This window comes from Vibrio sp. 10N.247.311.47 (assembly GCF_041467535.1).
Lineage (GTDB): Bacteria > Pseudomonadota > Gammaproteobacteria > Enterobacterales > Vibrionaceae > Vibrio > Vibrio crassostreae_C.
In genome coordinates, this window is the sequence record NZ_JBFSUR010000007.1 from 1 (window position 1) to 15,861 (window position 15,861).

General features: G+C 43.1%; 14 protein-coding genes and 2 pseudogenes. 4 read left to right on the forward strand and 12 right to left on the reverse strand.

The features are described from left to right. Positions 1 to 164: 164 nt before the first annotated feature. Both AB6E51_RS06680 and AB6E51_RS06685 read right to left on the reverse strand, forming a co-directional pair. Complete coding sequence (locus AB6E51_RS06680) at positions 165 to 1,169, reverse strand: metal-dependent hydrolase (RefSeq protein WP_017066226.1); 1,005 nt, start codon at positions 1,167 to 1,169, stop codon at positions 165 to 167. A 227-nt stretch (positions 1,170 to 1,396) separates the two neighbouring features. After that, complete coding sequence (locus AB6E51_RS06685) at positions 1,397 to 2,206, reverse strand: sulfite exporter TauE/SafE family protein (protein WP_372058042.1); 810 nt, start codon at positions 2,204 to 2,206, stop codon at positions 1,397 to 1,399. Between the two features lie 343 nt (positions 2,207 to 2,549). On the opposite strand from AB6E51_RS06685, the gene AB6E51_RS06690 reads away from it, so the two are divergent. Together AB6E51_RS06690 and AB6E51_RS06695 are read left to right on the forward strand one after the other, a co-directional pair. Next, positions 2,550 to 3,527 (forward strand): DUF1852 domain-containing protein, encoded by a 978-nt coding sequence (locus AB6E51_RS06690; protein ID WP_017064213.1) that lies wholly within the window; start codon positions 2,550 to 2,552, stop codon positions 3,525 to 3,527. A 45-nt stretch (positions 3,528 to 3,572) separates the two neighbouring features. After that, complete coding sequence (locus tag AB6E51_RS06695) at positions 3,573 to 4,601, forward strand: methionine synthase (RefSeq protein ID WP_017062410.1); 1,029 nt, start codon at positions 3,573 to 3,575, stop codon at positions 4,599 to 4,601. Between the two features lie 211 nt (positions 4,602 to 4,812). Here AB6E51_RS06695 and AB6E51_RS06700 read toward each other — a convergent pair. The 8 genes and pseudogenes from AB6E51_RS06700 to AB6E51_RS06735 form a co-directional block, all read right to left on the reverse strand. Beyond that, a pseudogene (locus AB6E51_RS06700) lies at positions 4,813 to 5,215 on the reverse strand (hypothetical protein). After that, complete coding sequence (locus AB6E51_RS06705; RefSeq protein ID WP_136973884.1) at positions 5,208 to 5,657, reverse strand: N-acetyltransferase; 450 nt, start codon at positions 5,655 to 5,657, stop codon at positions 5,208 to 5,210. The pseudogene AB6E51_RS06700 and the gene AB6E51_RS06705 overlap by 8 nt, the downstream one beginning before the upstream one ends. 69 nt (positions 5,658 to 5,726) lie before the next feature. Further along, complete coding sequence (locus AB6E51_RS06710; RefSeq protein ID WP_372058041.1) at positions 5,727 to 6,227, reverse strand: hypothetical protein; 501 nt, start codon at positions 6,225 to 6,227, stop codon at positions 5,727 to 5,729. Between the two features lie 61 nt (positions 6,228 to 6,288). Beyond that, positions 6,289 to 6,729 (reverse strand): hypothetical protein, encoded by a 441-nt coding sequence (locus tag AB6E51_RS06715; RefSeq protein ID WP_017062406.1) that lies wholly within the window; start codon positions 6,727 to 6,729, stop codon positions 6,289 to 6,291. Positions 6,730 to 6,928: 199 nt separating this feature from the next. Then, complete coding sequence (locus tag AB6E51_RS06720) at positions 6,929 to 7,429, reverse strand: opioid growth factor receptor-related protein (protein WP_372058040.1); 501 nt, start codon at positions 7,427 to 7,429, stop codon at positions 6,929 to 6,931. A 474-nt stretch (positions 7,430 to 7,903) separates the two neighbouring features. Continuing rightward, positions 7,904 to 8,377, reverse strand: coding sequence for a response regulator (locus tag AB6E51_RS06725; RefSeq protein WP_010438444.1), 474 nt, complete (start codon positions 8,375 to 8,377; stop codon positions 7,904 to 7,906). Next, complete coding sequence (locus AB6E51_RS06730; protein ID WP_372058039.1) at positions 8,364 to 9,719, reverse strand: ATP-binding protein; 1,356 nt, start codon at positions 9,717 to 9,719, stop codon at positions 8,364 to 8,366. The genes AB6E51_RS06725 and AB6E51_RS06730 overlap by 14 nt, the downstream gene beginning before the upstream one ends. Before the next feature lie 6 nt (positions 9,720 to 9,725). Then, a complete protein-coding gene (locus tag AB6E51_RS06735) occupies positions 9,726 to 11,144 on the reverse strand; it encodes a DASS family sodium-coupled anion symporter (protein WP_102332139.1) in 1,419 nt (472 codons plus the stop codon). 484 nt (positions 11,145 to 11,628) lie between these two features. On the opposite strand from AB6E51_RS06735, the gene AB6E51_RS06740 reads away from it, so the two are divergent. Together AB6E51_RS06740 and AB6E51_RS06745 are read left to right on the forward strand one after the other, a co-directional pair. After that, positions 11,629 to 14,646 (forward strand): EAL domain-containing protein, encoded by a 3,018-nt coding sequence (locus AB6E51_RS06740; RefSeq protein WP_017069971.1) that lies wholly within the window; start codon positions 11,629 to 11,631, stop codon positions 14,644 to 14,646. Between the two features lie 122 nt (positions 14,647 to 14,768). Continuing rightward, a pseudogene (locus AB6E51_RS06745) lies at positions 14,769 to 14,873 on the forward strand (DUF3103 family protein); the annotation flags it as partial. Positions 14,874 to 15,019: 146 nt separating this feature from the next. Here AB6E51_RS06745 and AB6E51_RS06750 read toward each other — a convergent pair. Both AB6E51_RS06750 and AB6E51_RS06755 read right to left on the reverse strand, forming a co-directional pair. Further along, positions 15,020 to 15,337 carry a Dabb family protein gene (locus AB6E51_RS06750; protein WP_009846539.1) on the reverse strand — a complete coding sequence of 106 codons (318 nt, stop codon included), beginning with the start codon at positions 15,335 to 15,337 and terminating at the stop codon, positions 15,020 to 15,022. Positions 15,338 to 15,550: 213 nt separating this feature from the next. Further along, entirely contained in the window at positions 15,551 to 15,790 is a 240-nt protein-coding gene (locus tag AB6E51_RS06755) for a hypothetical protein (protein WP_372058038.1), read from the reverse strand. Between the last annotated feature and the right edge of the window lie 71 nt (positions 15,791 to 15,861).

Consider the following 15,861-nt stretch of genomic DNA (forward strand, 5'->3'; position numbering starts at 1 on the left):
TAAAAATAGATTGCCGATGTAGTTCACTCATCGAAGTGAACACACAATGGGGCATAAATGAGCTATAGCTTCCCCTAAATTAACAATTCAGAGATAACTAAACGTATGGAAAGTCGCTTAACGTAGCATCCAGTATTGACGGTGCAGATCAGTTTAAAACTAGCTCATTTATCGCCAGTGAGCATACCGAAGAAGATCTGTCTCGACTCTGGCGTGTTGTCTCTATGAGTTTCGTATTTTACATGCGCGTTTGCATCAACTGCTTTTGATAGCTTGATGCTCCATAGTGCTTTCATTTGATTTGGTACAATTGAATATCGGACATCGATAATACGCAGCTCGTCTGTTGGGTCCTGAGCGATATAACCATTTGAAAACCAGCGGAAACGTTCTATGTCTTCGGCTTGTTGAGAGTCCGGGTCAAGCCAAGGTAAATCCCTGCTAACATTCAGCTTCGCAATCGACTCTCCGGGATACGTGCTTACCGATGTGCCAACCCGCACTGCGTCTACATGGTAATGAGCCTCTGTTTCGTACACCACTTTCCAAACCAAGATATTCGCAAAGCTTGGTTTTGCCTCTAATCGAATCGGTGTGTGTTGCCTTTCTTGCGCTAATTGCCACCCAATCGCCTCTGCCCTGTCTCGCTGAATCATCCCTAATGTTGGATAAATTAGCGCCCAAGTAAACGCAACACGCGCTAGCCAAGGCGCTCGTTTTAACGTCGCAAACACAAGCAACACTAGAATGGGAAGCGTATAAACAGGATCGATGATTGATATGGTATTCCAAGAAAAACGCGCGTTGGTGAAAGGCCAAAGTAACTGCGTGCCATAGGTGGTACAAGCGTCTAACAGTGCATGAGTACCATAGCCCAGAGCACAAAACAGCCAACTTTGTTTGAAAGAAAGCCCACGTTTTTTTGCAATCAGGTGATGCAGAACCAAAGCGCAGATCAAACTGCCAATGGGAATAAAGAAGAGTGAATGGGTAAATTGTCGATGAAATTCCAAAGCCAACAAAGGGTCACTTTGAGACTTAATCAGTGCATCCAAATCTGGTGCTAACCCGGAGAGCAGCCCTAATACCCCAGCAACAACCAAATGTTGTTTTTTGCTGGCAGATTGTGACAAAGAAACGCCTAACACGCCCTGCGTTAAAGGATCCATAAATCACTCATTGATAGCATTCCGTTGAATCAAACAAAATACATTTAGCTATAGCGGTGAACTGTTCATAACTAAACGGTTTTATCAATATACTCATGTACATAGTTGTATAAGCATAGACCGATAAACAAAAAAAGAGCAGTTATGAAACTGCCCTTTTCTAATTATTGGTGGTTGATCAATTTATTCGTTTTTGTTCTGTATATTCACACTTGAACGATCTTTTATTAACGAGCAACCATGCTTGCTGCGATAACCACCAGCAGTACTGAGAAGATTTTCTTAATCGTTGGAACCGGTAAATGGTTGGTGGCTTTTGCGCCTAACGGAGCCGTAAACCAAGACGTGCACACAATACCCAACAGCGCAGGCAGATAAACAAAGCCAGCAAAGCCATCTGATAGAGCAAAGTGGCTGCTGCCTGAACTGATGTAACCTATCGAGCCAAACAACGCGATCACAATGCCACAAGCCGAGGCACAACCGATGGCCTTTTTCATACCGACAGAGAAGAACGTTAATAGCGGAACCAGCAATGCTCCGCCACCAATACCTATCATGGCAGATAAGCCACCCGTAATGGTTGTCAGCACAGTGAGCACACCTTTGTTCGGCAGTTTTCGTTCCTTAGGCGCATCATTTTTGCTGCTTAAGAACATCTTGATCGCAATAAGAACCACACTCACAGCAAACACAATACGAACGACTTTTTCCGGTAACAACGCCGCCATAAAACCACTAACCAATGCACCCAGAGCAACACCGAGCATGATCCAAGGCGCCAGATCCCAAGGCACTTTGCCATTCTTGTGGTGAGCGAGTGCAGAAGATGTGGAAGTGAACAGTATCGATGCCAACGAGGTAGCAATCGCAGCGACAACAACTTGGTCGGAAGGTAGAACTTCTAAATACAGTAAAATGCTGCTTAACACAGGAACAATGATCAGCCCTCCGCCAATACCTAACAAACCGGCTAGAAACCCAACACCACTGCCCAGTAACGCACAGTAGAAAATCAACAACAGCAATTCACTCATTTCATCCATCTCTTAATTAAATTAATCGTCTTAAATAACACACTATTAATGCGGTTATATTTCCATCAAGCTAATTAATATAACTGACACCGACTAAAATATTCAAACAGAATAGATCATGAATATTCCTCATGTTGAATGTGAAGTAATACCATTGTTAATGGTCAACCTATCAACGTATAAAAACCTTAAGCGATTAACTTTATACGACATTAATTCTACTAAGCATTAATTTCAGACAGCATAGCCTTCGATTCTTAATCCGGTCACAAGCAAAAAATAAAAGCCGTTTTAATACTAAAGACCGAGAGAATCAGAAAAAAAATTGGGATACCAAATCAGCATGAATAAAGAATTTAATTTTACGATTAAGAGCATTAGCCTCGACGAAAACTACCAGCCTGCAGACAGCACGCGTATCACTACCAACTTTGCTAACCTGGCTCGCGGTGACAGCCGTCAAGCGAACTTACGCAATGCACTACAAATGATCGATAACAGTTTCAACGCGTTAGCGCACTGGGATAACCCTAAGGGCGACCGCTACTCTGTTGAGCTTGAAATCATTTCTGTTGATATGGATATTGAAAGCAACGGCGAAGCATTCCCTTCAATTGAAGTGCTGAAAACCAATATTGTAGACCGTAAAACTAACGAGCGTATTGAAGGCATTATCGGAAATAACTTCTCTTCTTATGTTCGAGATTATGACTTTAGCGTACGTCTATTGGATCATAATAAAGGCCAAGATAAATTCAGCATTCCAGAAGATTTTGGTGACTTACACGGTAAGCTTTTTAAATATTTCGTTAACTCTGACGCTTACAAAAAGAACTTTAATAAACGACCTGTTATTTGCTTAAGCGTGTCAGATAATAAAACCTATTACCGCACTGAAAACCAACACCCAGTATTAGGTTTTGAATACCAACCGAATGAGTCTTCTTTAACTGAACAATATTTCAAAAAGATGGGCTTACAGGTTCGTTATTTCATGCCGCCTAACAGTGTTGCACCTTTGGCCTTCTATTTCTTTGGTGATCTGCTGAACGATTACTCTAACCTAGAGCTTATCAGCACCATCAGTACCATGGGTACGTTCCAGAAAATCTACCGACCTGAGATTTACAACGCGAACGCGGTTGCGGGTAACTGTTACCAACCAAACTTGAAAAACTTGGATCACTCGCTGACTCAAATCGTGTACGACCGTGAAGAACGAAGCCAGCTAGCTGTTGAACAAGGTAAATTCGCAGAAGAGAAGTTCATTAAGCCATACCAATCAGTTCTAGAGAACTGGTCGGCAAATTACGCACTTTAATCGTCTATTGCGCTCTCAAACCACCCAAGGATAGGCAATATTATTATGAAAACACTATTACCGACTTCAACAGCGGGCAGCTTGCCGAAACCGTCTTGGCTTGCACAACCAGAGACGCTTTGGTCGCCATGGAAACTTCAAGGCGATGAACTCACAGACGGCAAACAAGATGCGCTGCGTGTCTCTCTGCACGAGCAACAGCAAGCAGGCATTGATATTGTGAGTGACGGCGAACAAACACGTCAACACTTTGTAACGACCTTCATTGAACACCTGAATGGCGTTGATTTTGAAAAGCGTGAAACCGTTAAAATCCGCGACCGTTACGATGCGAGTGTACCGACGGTTGTAGGCCCAGTTTCTCGTCAGAAATCTGTGTTTGTTGAAGATGCGAAGTTCTTACGTCAGCAAACCGACCAACCGATCAAATGGGCTCTGCCGGGGCCTATGACCATGATTGATACACTTTACGATGCGCATTACCAAAGCCGTGAAAAACTGGCGTGGGAATTTGCAAAGATCCTCAACGAAGAAGCCAAAGAACTTGAAGCGGCAGGCGTGGATATTATTCAGTTCGATGAACCTGCGTTTAACGTGTTTTTTGATGAAGTGAACAATTGGGGCATCGCTTGTTTAGAAAGAGCCATTGAAGGGCTTAAGTGCGAAACAGCAGTCCATATTTGTTATGGCTACGGCATTAAAGCGAATACGGATTGGAAAAAGACATTAGGCACCGAGTGGCGCCAATACGAAGAAGTCTTCCCTAAGCTGCAGCAATCGAATATCGACATTATCTCTTTAGAGTGTCACAACTCTCATGTACCTCTTGAGCTGCTTGAGCTCGTACGAGGCAAGAAAGTAATGGTCGGTGCGATTGATGTTGCAACCGATTCGATTGAAACACCGGAAGAAGTGGCTAGCACTCTACGTGAAACACTTAAGTACGTTGATGCCGACAAGCTCTACCCTTGCACCAACTGCGGCATGGCTCCCCTACCTCGCGAGATAGCCTCAGCGAAGCTTAATGCGCTAAGTGCTGGCGCAGAGATCGTTCGTAAAGAGCTTTCAGCGTAACGCTTTCCTAAAGAACAAAAACTATGCCTTTAAGCCTAAGTATCATATTGATGCTTAGGCTTTTTGTTATGTGAGTTAATGAGCTTTACGCGCTGCTTACCAGGTTTTATCTAGGTCTTGAGCATATAAAGAGATCGCTCGTTGGTACTCTTTAATCGCATCGCTATTCGTCGTGGAAACTAAAAGCTCAAGTAACAGCGATGTCGCTTCTTTATGGCGACCTAGTTCGACACGCTAACCATACGGCTCCATTCTTCTTTGCTCATTGCGCCTTTAGAAAGGTAAATATTGTGTTTCTGCATTGCACCTTTCGTGTATGAAAGCTTGATGAATGAGCCAATTTCAAACGGAAGAAAGCTACGCTGTAAAGTCACATCACAAGCAACGCCATTTAAACGTACATGACCGTTCGTGATTTCAAACGAGCTATCGCGAAGCTTCCACCACAACATTAGAATTTTTATTAATGGAGGAACACAAATTATCAGCCCTATGGTTAGCAGCGATGAACGATCACCGTCTGATATCCAATAGACAAGACCTAGTGCAATAACAATAAACAGCAACTCTGAAAATAAGTATTTAACAAAATTTAGTTGGATACGGTTATCCATGACACTCTCTCAATGATGACCCTAAAGGCAGCTCCATTTCAACGAGCCCTTTCACTTCAGACAACTGAGTAAAACCTTTTGATTGATAAAGCTTAATGGCGGGGTTCTCACTGAACACGCGCAACACTAACTGAGCCGATGCTTGATTGTTCGCATGTTCAATAGCCAAATCGAGACACTTAGAGCCAAAACCTTGACCTTGACAGTCAGCTAATATCTGCAAGTCCCTAAGAAACGTTGTACCACTAGCGTAACTGAAGCGAACAACACCAATACGGCGATCCCCCACATAAATTTCATAGTTATCCAGCTCATCCCAGCTGCGTAAAAACTGGCTATGACCCCAAGCGATTCCACGAGCTTGATAGTAACTCGCCATATTCGTTTTGGTGATCGATTCAGCGAACTTAGGCTCTGAACCTTTGACCAACCTTACTTCCATATTGTGTCCTTTGTTTTCAAATCACATCTGAATACGGCATAGCAAAATGCCGTATATGTTGAATCATTTTTAGGTACATACTGGTTTCACTTCCTTCCATTGTGTATCCCATTCTTCGCCTAACAAATTAGAAAGTTTTTCACAGTCGTATAGATAGCGAAGACTATCTTTACAGTACGCAGTAAGTATTTCAGTTAACTGACCAGACGCTTTTTCGTTGTCTTTGAGTTTTCCGTACATCATCAAACCAGTCCTAAAGGTGTCTTGATCGAGGTCAGACGCTTGCTTCGATAACATCCCAAAGGAAATAGCGTTAATAGACAGGGCTAATGCAATCGCATCGCCTTCATCTCCCTCTAATTCACAAGCACTATAACGAGCTAACAAGTTCGATGTTTTAATTAATGGGGCAAGGTCTTTTGTATTTGCATATTTATAGGTTTCAAAACCTTGCCGCACCGCAGCTTTATGACTGCCTTCAATGCTCACAACATAGTCTGTCAAAACATGTAAGCTCGCATATGCACCTAGCCCGAAAGCCACAATGAACACGGCGATTAATCTGATCACTTATCTCTCCTAAAAGAACCTTGTGCTGGTTAATTTTAAACGGCGTCTTGTAGTAACAACCCTACTTGCCATCGACCTTTTCTAGAAACCAACTTCCTTGGCACGGCCCATTGGTTAAGTGCCATCGGCCGTCAAATCTACTGCCACTGCCACGTGCGGAAAAACGATAATCCCATTGGCGATGTTTAGCATATAAACGTAAGTCGCCGTTTTCCGTCACCCAACCCTCTAACGGTGTTCCATTGTAGGTAAGCCTTAGAGTAGCCTTACCCTCACGAATAGTTCCGGTGATGGTTGTGCGTTCACACATATTATTGCCAGTGGTGTTAATACGGCGGCCTAGCCACTCACCGTCGAAATCGATAGAAGGAACAAATTGGGGACTATCCGGAAGTTTAGGAAACGACTCGGAATTACTGGACCCGAACCACTGAAGCTCACGACCAACAAGGAAGAAGACAACAAAGCCGATTGATATCGCTATCACAAATCCCTTTTTCATTAGCCTCTTCCTAATCCGCTGACCTTAAGAAAAGAACCCTAACATAATGAAAAGTAATAACTTACCATCAGTTTAATTAACTTTGATATATTCCACAAATTGCATTCAAATGTTGAATATAGAGAAAGCGGCATCGTACAAAATACCGCGCATTGAGAATCAATTATGAGCAGTGCCGGAAGCTCTGCACAGAAAAACCCTAACCTTCCAAGGCATCGCGCCAATACTGAACGGTTTTCTCCGACACCGAGCCAGTCTCGGTCGCCGCTGATACTAAAAAGTCACATAACCGAGCCGCAACCTCTTCATTACCCAACAAGTACAAACTGCGAATGGCTCGCGTTAACCTTAGCTGGTTATGGTCATGATTCTTTAACCATACGTGATTAGCCGGGCTAAGTGGTAACGATGAAGATATTTCACTCCCGTTTCGCTGCATACCCCAAAACTCAAGCATCAGGTCAAGCACTTGTAGATGAGCTGTGCGGAGCTCTTCTGAATTAGCAAAAAGCACCTTATCTTCTTGAGTAACCAACGGGGCATGTTGATTAAACTTAGTCCCCTCATCTATTGGGAAGAACACTTGAATGTACTTATGGTCATGCTCCAACCAAAAATGATTGTAAGCCAATAACTGTTCTATATTTCGACCAAATTTATCCGGCGCTTCACCAGATATAAAGCGAGCAATCTCACTCATTTTAAAATCCTACTGACTATAAACCCCCACTTGTGGGCGAATGCATTATTACGCAGTAAGCCGTGAAAAGCCTAGTCCTTTACGTTGTAAGTACCGATTTGGCTTAGAACTCCACGTCCCACGCGTTAGGAATCACTTTTGAATAATTTCGACTTACTTTTCTTACAAACGACACGGGAACTCTGCGACACATTTTAGCTCTGCTGTATGTTCAGGGAATCGTTCCTGAAGAAAACACAATGCATCCGTTGGCGTTGGCGTTGGCGTTGGCGTAGCGTATAAGTTTTAGACTGAAGCCAGCAACCAGTGTGTTGATAACTGGGTACTAAAACCTGAACGACTCAAAGAGATAGGTAATATATGCACCAAAAAATTACATCTTTCAAAGACAAAATCCTTCAGAAAGCGTCCTTCGGTGCATATAATTTCAAGCGACTGACATAAGTGACTAAAGTAAGTCGCTAACATAAAGGACTAGCGTAAGCGTCTCAACACAACCTGCTGGTCGAGCTCATTCTGATAGTCCGTGTAATCAAGCCCTTGATCAAATATGTACTCAGTGACAAGAGTACGGATGCACTCAACTAATGTGCTTGCTTGCCAAGGCTTTTCAAAGTAACGGTCGATGCCTGCTGCATTAATCGCATTGATGGTATCAGTATGAGTAGCCTGCCCCGTAAGAAGAATTTTCTTTGTATTCGGAAAGCGGCTGTCATGGAACACGTCAGTGAGTAACTCCACACCCGTTTTCCCTGGCATCACATGATCAGACACGATGACGGTAATGTGTTCGCCTTCTGCGTCAAGTTCATCAATGAGATCAAGCACTTCTTGTGCTGATTCACAATCTTCAATATTCAGCCAACTCGCCAGCGGCTCTAAATCTTGTACCACTGCGCTCAGTACTTCTCTCTGGTCATCGACACAGATTAAATTAAGCTTCTCCATGTTCACCCTCTACTGGTAACTTGATTCTAAATACAGTTTTAGAAGCATCACTTTTCACAATAATACTTCCGCCATAACCCGCCACAATCCGCTTAACGATTGATAAACCCAAGCCCAATCCAAACGATAAACCACCTTTTTTAGTGGTGAAGTTGGGCTGAAATACCTTTCTACGAGTCACCTCGTCTATCTCAGGGCCGTTATTCGTGATCGTAACTAATATTCTTTTCTTACTTAATCTGGTTTGAATCTCTATTGCAGCATCGTCTGAATTCGACATTGCATCACAAGCATTCTTTACAATGTTGACCCAAATCTGAACGAGCTCTGTTTTCGAGCCTTTAAAAGTCGGCAAATCTGCAGGGCTCAATCGCACAGATACTCTACGCAACTCACTTTGTAACAACGATAAGGCATGGTTAATGGAGTCATTAATATCCACCGCTTCTTCGGTGTCAATATCAATTCTGCCAAGTTGTTTAACCGATTTTACGATGCCGACGGTGTGTCTAGATGCCAAACGTAAATCATGCAAATCACAACCCATCTGCCAAAAGCGAATCGCTTCTTCTGGGTTTTTCAGCCAATGTTTTGAAATAACATCTGTTGCATATGAAGCGTCAATTGGAATCGCCTTTGCAAGAGAGCGAGCAATGTTTTTGTCTAAACCATATTTTCTTTCAAATTGTCGCCCACGTGTTCGCGCTTCTGACGACGACGTTTTCTGACCATGCATTAACCCAAAATCGAAAAATTGACTGGCTTCTGGATGCACTTCTTCAAGCAGATCCATGATGACCGTTTCAAGTCGGCCAGATTTACTATTTACTACACCAATAGCGTTGTTAAGCTCATGGGCAATCCCTGCAGCCAATTGACCCAAGGTCGTCATTTGCTCAGCAGTATGTAACTTCTCTAGCGCTTTTTGTTTCGCTATCGCTTCTTGTGTTGCGCGGCGTTGACGACGCGACAACTCATTGACAATTACAGGTGTGAACTGTGCGGTAAGAGGACCAAATTTACGTTCATCTTCTGCAGGCGTGTCTTTATCGATCCACGCTAACTCAACATCGGTTTTAGCAACAACCGTTGAAGATGCTGTCCAATTACCTGAAAAGAAGCTATGAACGCCTATAAAAGCCCCACTACCCGCGCTAAATACTCGCACTTGCGGTGTATTCGCATCGGTATAAAACCCTTCCAGTTCTCCACTAAACACATAATATAAACGAGTGTTTAACGCTGATTGTTCAATAATGGTGTTACCGGCACAGCACGTCACCCGACGTTCTGTTTGGTTAAAATAGCGCTCGATCAGTGCTTCTAGCTTTTGTTGATACACGTATCGTTATCCTATGTGACCAATTGAATGTAGCACCCACACCATAACAAAACTCAGTAGCACACCAACCACACCCAAAATAATACCGATTCTGGCCATTTGATTACTTTGCACATGACCAGTGGCATGAGCCAACGCATTCGGTGGCGTACTGATTGGCAGCGACATACCTAATGAAGCGGCAAAAGTCACAACCAAAATTAACGTTAGCTCACCGCCTAGTGGCGTGAGTGAAGCCATAGACGAACCTAATGCCGCCATAATTGGCATTAACAAGTTAGCCGTTGCGGTATGAGACATAAAGTTTGCCATTACCAAACACAAGAACGCCGCTCCGAACAACACCACATAGGGTGAGTAGCTATCAAACGGAATACTGTGTACCACGAGCTTTGCTAAGCCAGTTTTATCGAGCGCTAAACCAAGCGCAATACCACCTGATACAAGCCACAATACGTCCCAAGAAATTTTCTTCAGGTCTTCTTTATTGATGATCCCTGTGAGTGAGAACACAGCGACAGGAATCAGAGCGACGGTGTAAGAGTTCATGCCATGGCTTGAACCCATTAACCAAAGAATGATGGTCAGCGCAAAAGTGACGTACACCGCAATGGCTTTAGGCGTTTTAAGGAATTTACCTTTGATGCTTAGCTCGATTTTCTTTTGGTCAGCTTTGTACATAAAGCCTATTAAAAACCACGCTAACGCCATCATAATCACAACAAACGGCACACCAAATGCCATCCATTCACCGAACGTAATGAGGTTATCGCCAACTAAATATTTAAGTGCGATAGCGTTCGGAGGGGTACCGATCGGAGTACCAATGCCACCGATGTTAGCGGCAACCGGGATACAAAGCGCAAACGCTACACGACCGGGGTCTTTCGGACCAAACACAGCCAGTACCGGCGTTAAAATAGAGAGCATCATTGCCGTTGTTGCCGTGTTAGACATAAACATCGAAAAGATACCAGTGATCAACATTAAGCCGAGCATCACAAACTTTGGGTCTTGTCCAAATGGCTTCAACAACACGCGAGCTAAGTTTACGTCTAATCGATATTTAGTGGCGGCCATTGCTAAGAAGAAACCACCCAAAAACAGCATGATGATTGGGCTAGCGAATGTCGCCATGATATCGCTGTATTTTAACAGCTCACCAAAATGTTCCTCCCCATGCTCAAACCTTAAAAAGATCAGCCCTTTATCCGACAACATCAATAATTGCAGAACGATAATAACAACAGACGTCGCGTAGATCGGGATGGGCTCGAACACCCAGCACAATGCCGCTAATAAAAAGATCGCGATAACGCGTTGTTGAATAATCGTAAGGCCTTCAAATGGAAACGCTGATAGCGGCATTACGAGGATAATGAAAGGAATTAAAATAGGGATAATGTATTTAATATAGGGGCGCATAGCACAAAAACTCTTCCTGAGATAACAACTACTTAGAAATTAGATTTAAAGTTCTAATTTAGATCCGACAACGAATTATCGACCTCTTATCACTATCTCACTATCGGCTAGATCAATGATTACGTAATCGCGATATCCCCTTTTTCGATTTTGTGCGCTACCTCTACGTTTGTATGTCATTTATTGTTGCAATTAAATTCAGGAGAGTGGTTTCTGCGTTTCTAGTCATAATCCGTTCCGGTTATTCTAGGTACTGTCAGAACAGATCAGTCGCTTAAGTCATGTCCATAAATTGAGGACCGCTTCTGAGTAACCTCTCAAATATATGAGTTAGACTTACTCGGATTGTGCGTGGTTTTGCATTTCCTTTTGCCGTAAGTTTATTTTCAAGCTCGCTTAGTAGAGCATGGAAGAAATAATAAAAAGATACCTATTCTCCCCCGAAAACAGTTCTACACAACACAACTTTCGACCGGCTAATAACATGACTATTGTTACATCTAAAAAACGTCCTACCGTTGGCATTGTGCTGCCTATGCTCAGTGGCTTCTACATGGGCGAGCTAAATGCAACCCTTAGAAGGCTTGCGAAAAACCATAAAGTCAATCTGATCTTCATCCGCTCGGGTGAGCGAAGAGATTTTAAACTTCCTATATATTTTAATCATCTCGATGCCCTTGTGGTCGTTCTCCATGCAGCGACAGTAAAGTTGATCGAAGAAGCTATAAACGCAAACATTCCAGTCATTTCTATTGGAGCAAGCTATGCGCCGCTGCCCGTTGAGCAGTATTATAGTGTGCAAAGCGATGGTGTCACTAAGCTCTATGAATGGTTACAAAGTCAAGGACACGAAGAAATCGGCTTTTGTGGCGATCTCACTGTTAATGATATCAGGTCTCGCTTCAAAGCGTATCAACGCACGGTGATTGATCATAAAGGCTCATTCAACCAACGCCATTTCTTCCGCGTGTCGAATTGTTCTCTATCTGGGGGACGAGAAGCCGCAATAGAATTTATACAGCGTAAATCCAAATGCACTGCGGTTATCTGCGCAACTGACCACAATGCTGTAGGTATGATGGAGCAACTGTCTCACAGCAATATCTCGGTACCTGACGATGTCGCCATCGTAGGCATTGATAATATTTTCGTCGGTCAACAATTCAATCCCAAGTTAACAACAGTAGACCAACAGCTTGAGCTTCTAGCGACGCAAGTATTTCACCGCGTGTTGGAACGTATTTCTGGGAAGCCTTTTAATAATGCCAATAATAGTGTCCCGCAAAAGCTCATCGTTCATCAGTCTTGCGGTAACACAAACCCAGATCTCGAACATAAAGAAGATATCAACTCAACTCGCCAAATCCTCTTAAATGTGCAAGGGCGTTCTCCCGCTGAGATATTCGAAAATTTCTATTCACAAGCACAAGGAGGTTTTGACTCAATTAGAGATGCTCAAAGCCTTTACGGAAACAATCTTGACTGGGCCTGTCTCGCTGAGTGTAATTCGGAGCAATACACTATTAGGAAATGGGTAGAAAAAGGCATGACTCAGCCAACTACCCTACCGCAACAAACAGATATTCAAGACGATATTCGCAATTTCCCATTTTTCGAACGCTATGATCATTTCGTTGCTTCCATTCTTCCTATCAACTCAGGGCAAGAAGATCACTGGAAGCTCGTCGCTGTTGTTGATTCATTGCAAGATCACCAAGATATCGGTACACAATCGGTATTCAACAATTATTTAGATATGCTCGCACTGTTCATCGAGCGCGACGAGCTTATCAATACAAGTAACAATCGTCAGAAGAACTCCCAACAGTTGTTGCAACAGCTCAAAGTAGTATCTAACAGCTCAAACGATGGTATCTGGGATTGGGACTTACTAACCAATACTCTTGTCTGGAACAGTCGGTTAACCAAAATGATTGGCTGTCAAGATACCTTTTCTGATCGTAAGTTAGGATGTGACCATCTGTTCCAATATATACACTCAGAAGACTTAGAACTTCTCGAGTCCGCCATTCATAACCACTTAAACGAAGAAGTACCGTTCAAATGTGAATTCAGGATGAAGACGCAACATCGCGGATATATCTGGGTTCATGCCAATGGCTCAGCGGTTCATAATGCAGAAGGGCAGGCTGTGCGCTTCATTGGCTCAATGACGGATGTAACTCAAGAGCGAGAAGATGCGGAAAAGATTCAACACATGGCGTATTATGATGCGCTTACTGGCATCGCTAATCGCCGGAAAATAATGGAAAGCATCGCGCAACACATTGTGAATCGACCTAACCAAAAACGCGCGGTCATGTTGATGGATCTTAACCGTTTTAAGATTATCAACGACTCTTTTGGTCATCACGTCGGTGATGCACTTCTTTGCCACGTGACCAAACATATTCAGAACGTGCTATCAAGTGAACACCTTGTCGCACGTTTGGGAGGTGACGAATTCTTGTTTTTGTGTAATGTCAGTTCCGAAGCAGACATCAACGCACTCGCCACGCAGATTTTAAATGCCGTTCAAAACCCATTGATCGTTGATGATATTGAGATTATCAGCCAAGGAAGCCTAGGCATCGCTATGTATCCTTATGATGGCGTAAGTGCCGAAGAATTAATTAAGCAGGCCGACATTGCCATGTATCAAGCTAAAAAGCTGGGAGGACAAAGCTATCTCAACTTTCAAAGGTCAATGGCAAAAGAGACGGAAAACATAATCGAAATAGAGCACCAACTCAGTCGTGCCATCGCTCAACAAGAAATAAAGGTGCACTACCAACCTCAATATTGTGGGCAAGATGAAAAGATTACTGCTGTTGAAGCACTAGCAAGATGGGAATCTCCAACATTGGGGGATGTCCCTCCTGACCAGTTTATCGAGGTTGCTGAATCAGCTGGCCTAATCAGCAAGCTTGGTGAATGTATCATTCATCGAGTTTGTAAGGATGTTGAAGGATCTGAATGGCTACAAACCATGAGCCATATTTCCATTAATATCAGTGCAAAACAGCTGATACAGCCTCACTTCGCTCAAGAAATCATTCGAACTATTCGCCAATACCAGCTTCCTTTGACGTTATTCTGTATTGAGATAACCGAGTCAGCAGCAATTGTCGATTACGAGTTATGCATAAACTCACTTAAAGAACTACACGATGTAGGAATTTCTATCTCTCTTGACGATTTTGGCACGGGATTCTCTTCTCTATCTTTACTAAAGCAACTTCCACTAAGTGAAGTAAAGATCGACCGTTCATTTATCTCTGACATAACTCAAGGGCAGACCAACTTAGACTTCGTCAACACTATGATCATGATGGGTAAAAGCTTGGGCTATCGTGTTGTAGCTGAAGGGGTGGAAACTGCTGATCATAACCAACGCCTAAACGGACTGGGGATAGATCTGCTGCAAGGTTATTACTTCAGTAAACCTCGACCATTAAGTGAACTGGAATCAGAAGTGGCTATCAAATTGACTAGAGCTTAACCGTGGCACAACGGCATTATTTAAAAGTAATGCCATTCTTATTCACGCTTTGCGTTAACTTTACTGCCTATTGGCAGGTTAACGGAATAAAAATGAGCGTAAACAGTAGATGACATAAAGGTCGTTTAGAACCACAGATAGACCTCGTTGAGATGCCTTATCTGGACTACGACAAACAGACGTACTACCCCAATCAGACAGTTATCTTCTGGCCTCGCTGGGGCGCAGGCGGGAATGCTGTCGCATCGTTTGCACCAGTCACTATTTCGCCAACAGAGTAAGTCGTTTCTTATTGAGTTAGGGCTTAATCGCTAGGCCCTAACTCTTCATTATCGAAGGTAAGTAAAACACAAGAGACCTACTCAGAACCTAATTACAGGGAGTAATCAAACACAATGATGTCTTCTAAAAGCGGACGAAACACATCTTTCAGCGCGTCATGCTCAGGGTGCGGAAGGTAATTCTGACGGCCTTCTTCATCGGCGAACGTCATTAACACCGAGTGGGTATAACCTTGATTCTTGTTTTCAGGGCTGTCATTTAATCCCCATTCTACTGAAGTGACCCCTTCAACCTTGTTTGGCATCGCTTCAAACAACATCTTTAGTTTTTGAACCTCTGAAGCCTCAGCGTTTTCTTTAAACTTAATCAGTAGAATATGACGAATCATTCCCGTTTCTTTTTGAGTCATTCCTAGTCCTTTCGAGCGTTCGCTTACTGGTTTGTAATGCTTAACCAACACCTAATAGCGATCTAAATTAGAGAACAACAAAATGCCACACGTTACACAACATGCCAAGGCTAGATCGCTAGAGTTTATAAAATACTCCAAAGCCCAATAACGAAAAATGCTGCACCCGAGGGCCCAGCATTTCTCATGACAATGGTAAGCACATCTTTAACGTTAATCACGACGACCTGTAAGCTGGATCGTTTGGTCTTGATCAACGTTCTTGTGGAATTTTATTCCGCCATTAGCGGCGTCATTTCTTCCTTCAAGCACTGGATCAGATTCAACACGCTCAGCCTTTACTTGATTACCTTCGCTTCTCGTCATATCGAGAGTACTCGCATAAGTACCGTCAGCCGCGAAAGCCGTGTTCATAGATAAAGCCATCAATCCAAGTGCGATTAACTTGTTCATACATCACCTCGTTGTATTTCTAATTCTTTGTTCGTTTGGTATCTGTGTTTTTGTTGGAGTAACTTTAACAA

Excerpts from the sequence above, each read along its gene's own strand:
- AB6E51_RS06725 (WP_010438444.1), bottom strand. The coding sequence starts at position 8,377 with ATGGAGAAGCTTAATTTAATCTGTGTCGATGACCAGAGAGAAGTACTG.
- AB6E51_RS06685 (WP_372058042.1), bottom strand. The coding sequence starts at position 2,206 with ATGAGTGAATTGCTGTTGTTGATTTTCTACTGTGCGTTACTGGGCAGT.
- AB6E51_RS06750 (WP_009846539.1), bottom strand. The coding sequence starts at position 15,337 with ATGACTCAAAAAGAAACGGGAATGATTCGTCATATTCTACTGATTAAG.
- AB6E51_RS06680 (WP_017066226.1), bottom strand. The coding sequence starts at position 1,169 with ATGGATCCTTTAACGCAGGGCGTGTTAGGCGTTTCTTTGTCACAATCT.
- AB6E51_RS06735 (WP_102332139.1), bottom strand. The coding sequence starts at position 11,144 with ATGCGCCCCTATATTAAATACATTATCCCTATTTTAATTCCTTTCATT.
- AB6E51_RS06715 (WP_017062406.1), bottom strand. The coding sequence starts at position 6,729 with ATGAAAAAGGGATTTGTGATAGCGATATCAATCGGCTTTGTTGTCTTC.
- AB6E51_RS06690 (WP_017064213.1), top strand. The coding sequence starts at position 2,550 with ATGAATAAAGAATTTAATTTTACGATTAAGAGCATTAGCCTCGACGAA.
- AB6E51_RS06740 (WP_017069971.1), top strand. The coding sequence starts at position 11,629 with ATGACTATTGTTACATCTAAAAAACGTCCTACCGTTGGCATTGTGCTG.
- AB6E51_RS06720 (WP_372058040.1), bottom strand. The coding sequence starts at position 7,429 with ATGAGTGAGATTGCTCGCTTTATATCTGGTGAAGCGCCGGATAAATTT.
- AB6E51_RS06755 (WP_372058038.1), bottom strand. The coding sequence starts at position 15,790 with ATGAACAAGTTAATCGCACTTGGATTGATGGCTTTATCTATGAACACG.
- AB6E51_RS06695 (WP_017062410.1), top strand. The coding sequence starts at position 3,573 with ATGAAAACACTATTACCGACTTCAACAGCGGGCAGCTTGCCGAAACCG.
- AB6E51_RS06705 (WP_136973884.1), bottom strand. The coding sequence starts at position 5,657 with ATGGAAGTAAGGTTGGTCAAAGGTTCAGAGCCTAAGTTCGCTGAATCG.